The organism is Streptomyces sp. NPDC006551, from assembly GCF_040611675.1.
Taxonomy (GTDB): Bacteria; Actinomycetota; Actinomycetes; order Streptomycetales; family Streptomycetaceae; genus Streptomyces.
In genome coordinates, this window is record NZ_JBEXOT010000082.1 from 1 (window position 1) to 8,988 (window position 8,988).

Sequence of the window (8,988 nt, forward strand, 5' to 3'; positions counted from 1 at the left end):
CGCCGATGCTCCGCATGGACTCCCTCCTCCGCCTTGCGATCGCACGCACCAGACGCCGCTCCCTGATCCGGCCTGATCCAAAAGACACGGCCTAGGTGACAATGACCGACGCGAACGCTCGGGTTCCGGAGGCATGCTGAGGAAGGGCACTCGCCTTCGAAGAGCCTGTACGTGCCGCCGGCGGCAGGAGCCAGTCCGGCAGTCATCGTCACCCACCCTGTCGCCGGAAAGGTTGCGTCATGGACGACCGAGCAGGACTGCACCGGCTGAGGGAGATCGAACTCCGCACGCGGGTGGACGACGGCTCCTGGACGAGTCGTCCGTTGTGGATCGTCGGCGTGGACGGCGAGGGGTACGTGCGCGCCGCCTTCGGAAGGCGCAGCCAGTGGCTGCGCAGTGCACTGAGTGGCGCGCCCATGCGCGTCGAGGCGCCCTGGGGGCTGTTCCCCGTCCGGCTGGAACCCGTCCTCGACAGCGCGCTCGAGGACCGGGTGTCCGAGGCCTACCGGGTCAAGTACGGTCCAGGCTGGCCCGGTCCCGTCCGGATCATGACGGGCGCCGAGGCACGATCGACGACGATGCGGATCGCTGCGGTGTGACCGCGTGGCGGCGGAACCGGCGTGACCATGCTGCAGGGGGAAGAGCCCCGCGTCGCAGGTCCGGCCGGGGACTCATGGAGCGACGCCGCACCAGTGCCCGCGCTGCAACTCGCCCCGCCAGGGAGCGCGGCCGCGGGGCGGCGACGACGGGGCGCAGGGACGGTGCCGGCAACCCCGTCCTGGCGCGATCGCCCGGCGCCGAAGGCCGCGGCTTCCCTGCTTCGGCCCCGGCACGATCTCCTCTCCCCCGGCGGCGCGCGCCGGGCCGCACCGCCCGATGCCCGTCCGACAGGAGGCACGGCGTCCGCCGCCCACACTCGGACGCGGCCCCCGTCGGGCAGGGGCACCGCCCCTCGGGCCCGCCGGAGCGGCAGGTCGGCAGCAGATCCAGCCCCGTGCGGATGCGGGCGGCGACACCGACTGGCTGGTGCAGATCCATTCCACGATCGTCCGGGCCCACTGGCATGCCGTCACTGCTGGAAAGGGGGAACCTCACCGGCGCCGGAAGCCGCCATGAGAAACGACGCTCAAGTCCTCGCCGACCGGTCCCACCAGGTCGTCCGTACACCTCATGGGCGCCAACAGACCGGGACCGCGCCGTGAAGGACGTGAAACCACGGCAGGCGTAGACGCGGTGTTGACGATTCGTAGACAGCCACGGGACACCATGGGAGGCAGGACAGAGGACCGGAGCAGGATGCGCGGCCGTGGTCAGCAGGGGGAAGCGGACATGGACACCGTCGTTGTGGTCCCGCAGAAGAGAAGTGAGGACGCTGACCTGCGCGGCAGCGCGGCCGAGACCCGCGTGCTCGACGCCCTGGTGGCGGACGTCCGGGCGGGGCGCGGGCGGTCGCTGGCGCTGCACGGGGAATCCGGGACGGGCAAGAGCCGACTTCTCGACCACCTCGAGGAACGGGGCGGGGGCATGCGGATCCTGCGCGTGAACGGAGTGGCCGGCGAGACCGAGCTGCCGTTCGCCGCTGTCCAGCGGCTGTGCGCGCCCCTCCATGGCAAGCTCGGCCACCTGCCACCCACCTACCGCGACGCGCTGGCCGTCGTCCTGGGTCTGCGTGACGGGCCCGTGCCCTCCCCGGTGCACGTCGGCACGGCCGTGGCCGGGCTGCTCGCCCGTGTAGGCGGCGCGGGAGCGATGATGTGCCTGCTCGACGACGCGCATCTGATGGACCGTGCCTCCCGCACGAGCCTCGCCGTTGCCGCACGGCGGTGCGGCGGCAGGACCGCCTTCGTGTTCGCGCTGCCCGACGCCGCCCGTTTCGGTGAGCTGCGGCGGTTTGAGCGGCTGACCGTGCTGGGCCTCTCGGCCCCGGAAGCCCATGCCCTGCTCGCGACGCGTCTGCACGCCCCGCTCGATCCCCGCGTCCGCGACCGCATGGTGGCCGAGGCGCGCGGCAATCCCCGGGCGCTGCTCGACGCGGCCCGCTCGATCGGGCCGACCGAAATGGCGTTCTGCACGCCCGACGAGCCTCGGCTTTCCCTTTCCGCCGACTGGGAGACGGCCTTGAATACCGCGCTGCACGGGCTCAGCGCGCCGGCCCGGGACCTGCTCGTACTCGCAGCCGCCGAGCCCTTCGGAGAGTCGGTGACCGTGCTGCGGGCCGCCGAGCGCCTGGGCATCGGCCGGGACGCCGTCGATGAGATCGAGGCCACCGGGCTCCTCGCTCTGACCCCCCACGTGCGCTTCGCCACCCCGCTGCTGCGCACAGCCACCTACGCACGGGCTGCGGTGGCGCAGCGGCGCCGAATCCACGCCGCCCTCGCGGGCGGTATGCCTACCGAAGAGGCCCCCGAACGGCGGGCCTGGCACCGCGGACAGGCCGCGGTCACCTTGGACGAGGCAGTGGCAGCCCAGCTGCAGGATGCGGCGGAGCTGACAGACGGCCTGGCCGCCGGAGCCACGACGGCCGCTCTGTGGGAGCTGGCCGCCTCCCTGACGCCCGACCGGCAGACGCGCGCATTGCGATTGCTTGCCGGCGCCCGCGTCCGGCACCGCACCGGTTCGCTGCGGCAGGCCCTACACCTACTGGCCGACGTGCACACCGCTCCCCTCCCGGCCCTTGAGCGGGCCCAGGCCGCCGTCCTGCTCGCCCAGACCCGGTACGGCGTGCACCGCGACACCGCTGCGGTGCGCTCGCTGAACGAAGCCGCCCGCCACGCAGCCGTATCCGGCCACCGGCACATTCGCGACGTATCCGCGCTGGACGCACTGACCGCCCAGATCTTCGCCGGCCGCCTGCACCCACCACAGGAGGCAGTGGCAGGTGCGGCGGGAATGCGCACGGAGTCCTACGGCACGCAGCTGCCCGAGACCCGCGCCCTGCTGCTCCAGGCCCTGCACACGCGGACTCGGCACGGATACGGCCCGGCGGTCCCCCTGCTGCGCCGCGCCGTCGACGCGCACCTCGCGGCGGGTCTCCCGTCACAGCCGCACCCCGATACGAACGGGAACTGGCTGCTGTGCCACGCGGCAGTCGACGTATGGGATGCGGCGGCATGGGAGACCATCGCCGAGTGGACCGTGGCCGCCGCCCGCGCGACGGGAGCAACCAGCGTGCTTCCGGCGGCACTGGTCCACCAGGCGTTCGCAGACCTCCACCGCGGCCGGCTGGACGTGGCAGCTGCCCGGGTCTCCGAGGCCGAGGCGATCAGCGCGACCATCGGCGCCGTGTCACCGGGTCACGCCGTGCTCACTCTGACCGCCTGGCGCGGCGACCGGGACCGCACCGAGGCCCTCGCCGCCGCCTGCCGGCGAGACGCCGAGGCGCGCGGCGAGGGCCGCCTGCTGAGCACCGTGGAGTACGCCCAGGCCGTCTTGCACAATGCTCTCGGCGATTACGCGCGTGCCTTCGAACTCACCGGCACCGCCATGGCTCTGGATGAGCCCGCCTTTCGGCCCTGGCTGCTGCCGGAACGGCTGGAGGCCGCAGTGCGCACCGGCCACGTGCAGGAGGCCGAAGCCGTCGCCGAACGGCTGGCCACCTGCGCGCGGCTGACCGACACCGACTGGGCGCGCGGAATCCACCTGCGGGCCCTCGCCCTACTTGCCGACGACACACGTGCTGACGCGCTCTACCGCTGCTCGGCCGAGCGTCTGGACGTCGCCGGGGCTGAACTGCAAGCGGCGCGGACGCGGCTGCTGTGGGGCGAGTGGCTACGGCGCAACAGCCGGACGGTGCTGGCCCGAATACCGCTACGCGCAGCCCATGAGACGTTCTTGGGTGCGGGCGCACGTGCCTTCGCCGAGCGCGCGGCGGGTGAACTGGCCGCCGCGGGCTTCCTCCCCGAATCGGGCGTGTCAGGCACCAGGGCGGCGCTGACCGCGCAGGAGGAGCGCATCGCACGTGCGGTGGCGGGCGGGGCGACGACCAAGGAGGTGGCCACAGCGCTGGTTCTGTCCCCACGGACCATCGACGCCCATTTGCGGAGCATCTTCCGCAAGTTGGGGGTCTCCTCTCGCCGTCAGCTACGGGAGGCGTCAGTACTGCCTCCCGAAGAGCTGCGGTCACGCGTTGAGATCACGGGACGTCGCGCGTCAAGTCCGCCACGGCGAAGGGAAGGAAGCGCTCCAGGGCACGCCGGAACGGCCTGATAGCCAGGCCCGCTGCAAGGGCGGAGCTTCACCATGCGGTGGTACGGGGGCTGGTGCCGAGGCCCCAGGACACTCCAGTTCGGCGGGACAGGCCGGCTGCGCACCCCCGCCCCACCGCCGCCGCAGGGCGCCTCCCCACTTCAGCATCACCGCACAGGGCAGACCGTGAAGTCCCCGTCTTTCAGGAACAGGACCGGACTGAACACTTCGCCACCGAGAAGGAACTCGTCGAGGCGAAGAAGAACTCCTGGATCAGGATCCCCAGCTTCGACTACGCCCCGTTCGAACGCCTCCGCTTCGCCCTCAGCGGCAGCCGGCTGCACTGGGCGAGCGAATGGTGCGACACCCCCGGACACTTCTTCGAAGAGCAGCTCGCCGAGATCGCGCAGGGGTCACGCTTCGGGGCGAGGCCGCCGGACGCAGACGTCCCGACGGAATCGACGCTCGGACAGTCGCGGCGGCCACCCCTGGGACCAGCCGCAGACCTGTGAACTCGCTACGCTGCGCGACGCGAGCGGGACGCCGAACCCGCTCCTGACCAGCCGCGATCCGCCCCTCAGACCAGCTGCGGCGGGGGAGAACCTGGGGAGAACGGGCCGCCCCGGGGAGCGGCTGGGGAGAGTCGACTGCGTAAAACCGCGTCACCATGAAAGCCCCGGAAAGCTGCAAAGTCCCAGGTCAGCCCGCCCCTGATAGCGATCTGCGCAGGTCAGATCGCCGAGGGCGACGACTTCAAGAAGATCTCCTCGTGGGAAGTAGGAGTCCTCCGTCGGAACTGGGGCCGAAGCGCTTGACCTGTGGTGGCCCCTGTTAGCCGAGGGTCGAAAACTCCATGGCCGGCGCCCGCCCGCTCGATCTTCAATTCACATCGCCATGCAGCCGATTCGGAGCGGAATATAGCGGAGAATCCCCGGTTTCCGAAACCGGGGATCGTGCGGATGATCGAACCTCGACCGCCACTTCCCTGTCCGCCAGCCGAACGGTTCTCGCCGGCTCATGAAACGGTTTCACCCTCGTCTTCCGATGCCGTCATTTTCCATCCCAGGTGCGGCTGCCGGGGCCTGGAGTTGGGGCGCGGTAGTCCGTCAGCGAGCCGCAGGCCGAGGCGTCGCATACGGTTCTCGAATCGGGCGAGGCCCAATTAGTCGTTCTCCGTGCGCGAATCAGGCGGCCCTTCGCTGGACTTTCTGACCATTCCCCCTATGGTCGTCGTCCCACCATTCGTCCGCGCAGGGGAGCGTGACCGACCTGCCTCATGCACCGACTCGCCACATCGGCGTTCTGCACCGCCACAAGGACCTCATGTCATCCCATGATTTGACCAAGAGTGGACGAAACGTTTCTTCTGATTTGGCCGCCGGCAAATGGCTCACGACGGATGAGCTCGCAGGCATCTTGAACGTCGATCCCTCCACGCTTCGTCGCTGGCGTTCGGGCCGCCCGCGGCAAGGGCCGCCGTTCGTCCCCGTGTCCAGTCGTCTCATCCTCTACAGCGCCATCGACGTCGAACACTGGCTGCGCAGCCGTCGTGTCGATCCCGAACGGGTGGGCTGACTTGGTCATAGCCCCCTCCACCGCCGCCGTCGAGACCATTCCCATCGGCGTCCGTCTCAAGACCGACGTCGAGTACCGACCCGATCGCCTCTCTCCCTACCGCGCGCGTGTGCGCTGGTGGGACCCGGAGACCAAGTCCCGCAAGTCCCTCTCCGCCGCCAAGGAAAGTGAAGACGAAGCGCAGGAGTGGCTCACCGGGCTGATCGAAGCTGCCGAGGCCGGCATCAACCCGTCTCTCGCCACAATGCCGTGGGCCGACTACGGCAACGCGAACATGGAACTCGCGCTGCGGGGCCTTGAACTGAAAACCCGTGATCCCTACCTCTCGGGGTGGAAGCTCCGCGTGGTGCCCGCGCTGGGTCACCTGCCGGTTCGGATGATCACCAACGGTGCGGTCGAGCGCACCGTGCAGAACTGGATCGCCGACGAGCACAGCCGGTCGACGGTCAAGAACACCATCGCCGTCCTGGTCCGCGTCATGGAGCAGGCGGTCCGCGACGGGATCATCAAGATCAACCCAGCCCGCGTGACCGGCTGGCAGAAGCTCTACAAGCAGGCTGAAGACGAGCTCCTCGATCCGCGAGCGCTGGCCCTGCCCGGCTGGGAGGCTCTTATCGAGCTCGCCGACACGCTCGTCACCGCTTCCCACGGCGAGTACCGAGGCTGGGGCAACGTCGTCCTGTTCGCCGCCTGTACGGCTGCCCGCATCGGCGAAGTCTCCGGCTGTCGGGTCGGGGACATCGACACCTCGAACTGGATCTGGACCGTCCGTCGGCAGACCACCCCGGCTCCGGGTGGTCTGACCGACAAGGGGACCAAGGGCAAGCGCGCTCGTAAGGTGCCCATCATCGAGGAGATCCGGCCGCTCGTCGCCCAGCGCGTACTGGCCGCCGGCCCCGATCCCGATGCCCGCTTGTTCACCGGACCTCGCGGCGATCGTATCTCCACCGCCGTTCTGCGCGACGCCACCCACTGGGACGAGGTCGTCAGCAAGCTCGGGTACGAGCACCTGCGCCGCCACGACCTCCGCCACACCGGACTCACCTGGTTCGCAGACACCGGCGTCCCCGTACACGTCCTACGCAAGATCGCCGGACACGAATCGCTCACCACCAAACAGCGATACCTGCACCCCGACGTCCGCCAGATCACCGCCGCCGACGCCACCCTCACGGCCCACCCTCAGCGTGCTCCGCGCACCCCGGTCCCTGCCCAGCCCGATCGTCGTCTCCCGCTGACCGGGTCAAGGCGGGTTGGTCCCCAAGTGGTCCCCAAAAACGATCAAGGGGCCGTCTCAGATTGCTCTGAAACGGCCCCTGACCTGCGACTCTTTCGAGTCGGGACGACAGGATTTGAACCTGCGACCCCTTGACCCCCAGTCAAGTGCGCTACCAAGCTGCGCCACGTCCCGATGCCCGTCCCGCCGGGTACTCCCGGTGGGGGCGTGCGAGAGAAACTTTACCCCACTCCACGGGGCGCGGGAGCGCAGGGGCCGTCGTCGCGTCGGGTGGCTGGGGGGAGACGCCGCAGGTGGTGGCCGGGGTGGCCGGCTGGCGGGTTCGGGCGGGAGGGGGACAATGGCGGCGTGAAAGGGATGCCGAGGGACCGCGACGAGGAAGGGCGGGCGCGCAGTGCGCGGCCGCGTGACGGGCTCGGACGCCCTCTGCCGTACGGCACGGAGGGCGTGCCGCGGGCGCCGGAGGGTGTGACGCGCACGCCGGCGCAGACGCTCGCAGAGGCGCAGCGACTCCTCGACGAGGGGATGCCGTTCCACGCGCACGAGGTCTTCGAGGACGCCTGGAAGACCGGGCCCGCCGAGGAGCGGGACCTGTGGCAGGGGCTCGCCCAGCTGGCCGTGGGGCTGACGCACGCCGCCCGGGGCAACGCGCGGGGCGGAGCGCGGCTTTTGCGCCGTGGCGCCGACCGGATCACGGCTCCCCCGCCGGCGTCGCAGGCGCGCTCGTACGGCCTCGACGTCGACGGGCTCGCCCGGTGGGCCCGTGAGTTGGCGGACCGCACGGACCGCGAGGACCGGGTGCCGGACGCGTCCGTCGAAGCCCCGAGGCTACGTCTGGAGTAGCACCACTTCGAGGGTGCGGGGGCCGTGGACGCCCTCGACGCGGTCGAGTTCGATGTCGCTGGTGGCGGAGGGGCCGGAGATCCAGGTCAGGGGCCGGGTGGGGTCGAGCCGTGGGAGGGCCTGCGGGACGGAGGCGACGACCTGTTCGGGCGCGCGGACGACGCAGATGTGGTGGTCGGGTACGAGGGTGATGCGGCGGCGGCCCTGGCCGGGGCCTCCGTCGAGGACGATCGTGCCGGTCTCGGCGATGGCCAGGGCGCAGCCGGTGACGACGCTGTCGACGGCGTCGAGTTCCCGGGCGGTCGCCCCGGCGCGGTCATGGATGCGGGTGACGTCGATCCTCGTCGCGTCCGCCCTCGGCAGCCACTCGGCCGGCAGGCCCGAGGGGACGAGCACCGTGCTCGCGCCGCGCGCGGCGAGCAGGCGCAGGAGCAGGGCCGGTAGGCCGTCGGTGTCGGTGCGGTGGACGAGGGCGCGGTAGTCGGCGAGGTTCTCGTGCAGGAGGTCGACGAGTCCGGCCGGGTCGTCCGGTGTGTGGCTCGAGAGGTACGAGCGGTCTGTCGCGGGTGGTTCGGGCGCGTCGGTGACGGCCTGGCGGATGCGACTCAGGATCCGCTCGCGGGAGGAGAGAGGGAGCTCGGTCATGTGCGGTTCTTCTTCCACCAGGTGCGGAAGGGTTGGGCGGGCACTTCGGGCAGGTCGCGGCTGTCGGTCCAGGCACCGGCGCCGGGCAGGGCGGAGGGCAGGCGTGTGGGGTGGAGTCGGCGGGTGGCGGAGGCGGCGCGCTCGGCCGCCGTGAGGGCGCCGGGGTGGTCCAGGATCCAGCCGGCCGCTTTGATCGCGGCTTTCTCCAGACGGTGACCCGGGCCTCCTTGATCGGTGACTTTTTCGCGGAGGTGGAGGAGGACTTCGGGGATGTCGATGGCGACGGGGCAGACGTCGTAGCAGGCCCCGCACAGGGTGGACGCGTACGGCAGGGAGGCGTCGATGTCGCTGGTGGTGCCGCGCAGTTGCGGGGTGAGGATGGCGCCGATGGGACCGGGATAGACCGACCCGTAGGCATGCCCGCCGGCGCGTTCGTAGACGGGACAGACGTTGAGACAGGCCGAGCAGCGGATGCACCGCAACGCCTGACGGCCGACCTCGTC

Annotated in this window: 7 protein-coding genes and 1 tRNA gene; 5 read left to right on the plus strand and 3 right to left on the minus strand. The window is 70.9% G+C overall.

Features of this window, described 5'->3' with window-relative positions; translation table 11 throughout:
* Nucleotides 1–239: 239 nt before the first annotated feature.
* The 4 genes from ABZY12_RS33970 (at nt 240) to ABZY12_RS33985 (ending at nt 7,132) form a co-directional block, all read left to right on the plus strand.
* Complete coding sequence (locus ABZY12_RS33970) at nt 240–599, plus strand: DUF2255 family protein (protein WP_051787403.1); 360 nt, start codon at nt 240–242, stop codon at nt 597–599.
* Nucleotides 600–1,329: 730 nt separating this feature from the next.
* Entirely contained in the window at nt 1,330–4,206 is a 2,877-nt protein-coding gene (locus ABZY12_RS33975) for a LuxR C-terminal-related transcriptional regulator (protein ID WP_356897262.1), read from the plus strand.
* 1,239 nt (nt 4,207–5,445) lie between these two features.
* Nucleotides 5,446–5,760, plus strand: a complete 315-nt coding sequence (locus ABZY12_RS33980; RefSeq protein WP_356897264.1) for a helix-turn-helix domain-containing protein — start codon at nt 5,446–5,448, stop codon at nt 5,758–5,760.
* The gene (locus tag ABZY12_RS33985) at nt 5,735–7,132 is read left to right on the plus strand and encodes a site-specific integrase (RefSeq protein WP_356897266.1); all 1,398 of its coding nucleotides are present in this window, start codon (nt 5,735–5,737) and stop codon (nt 7,130–7,132) included. Before ABZY12_RS33980 ends, ABZY12_RS33985 begins: the two co-directional genes overlap by 26 nt.
* Here the strand turns inward: ABZY12_RS33985 and ABZY12_RS33990 are convergent.
* A tRNA-Pro gene (locus ABZY12_RS33990) sits at nt 7,098–7,171 on the minus strand. The two genes, ABZY12_RS33985 and ABZY12_RS33990, sit on opposite strands and share 35 nt — an antisense overlap.
* Before the next feature lie 183 nt (nt 7,172–7,354).
* On the opposite strand from ABZY12_RS33990, the gene ABZY12_RS33995 reads away from it, so the two are divergent.
* On the plus strand, nt 7,355–7,840 hold the full coding sequence (locus ABZY12_RS33995; RefSeq protein WP_356897272.1) for a DUF309 domain-containing protein: 486 nt from the start codon (nt 7,355–7,357) through the stop codon (nt 7,838–7,840).
* On the opposite strand, the gene ABZY12_RS34000 is transcribed toward ABZY12_RS33995, so the two are convergent.
* Nucleotides 7,826–8,485 (minus strand): LUD domain-containing protein, encoded by a 660-nt coding sequence (locus ABZY12_RS34000; RefSeq protein ID WP_356897268.1) that lies wholly within the window; start codon nt 8,483–8,485, stop codon nt 7,826–7,828. The genes ABZY12_RS33995 and ABZY12_RS34000 overlap by 15 nt on opposite strands.
* The coding region (locus ABZY12_RS34005; protein WP_356897270.1) for a 4Fe-4S dicluster domain-containing protein at nt 8,482–8,988 on the minus strand (507 nt) is incomplete at its 5' end. The genes ABZY12_RS34005 and ABZY12_RS34000, both read right to left, overlap by 4 nt.

Excerpts from the sequence above, each read along its gene's own strand:
- ABZY12_RS33970 (WP_051787403.1), top strand. The coding sequence starts at position 240 with ATGGACGACCGAGCAGGACTGCACCGGCTGAGGGAGATCGAACTCCGC.
- ABZY12_RS33975 (WP_356897262.1), top strand. The coding sequence starts at position 1,330 with ATGGACACCGTCGTTGTGGTCCCGCAGAAGAGAAGTGAGGACGCTGAC.
- ABZY12_RS33995 (WP_356897272.1), top strand. The coding sequence starts at position 7,355 with ATGCCGAGGGACCGCGACGAGGAAGGGCGGGCGCGCAGTGCGCGGCCG.
- ABZY12_RS34000 (WP_356897268.1), bottom strand. The coding sequence starts at position 8,485 with ATGACCGAGCTCCCTCTCTCCTCCCGCGAGCGGATCCTGAGTCGCATC.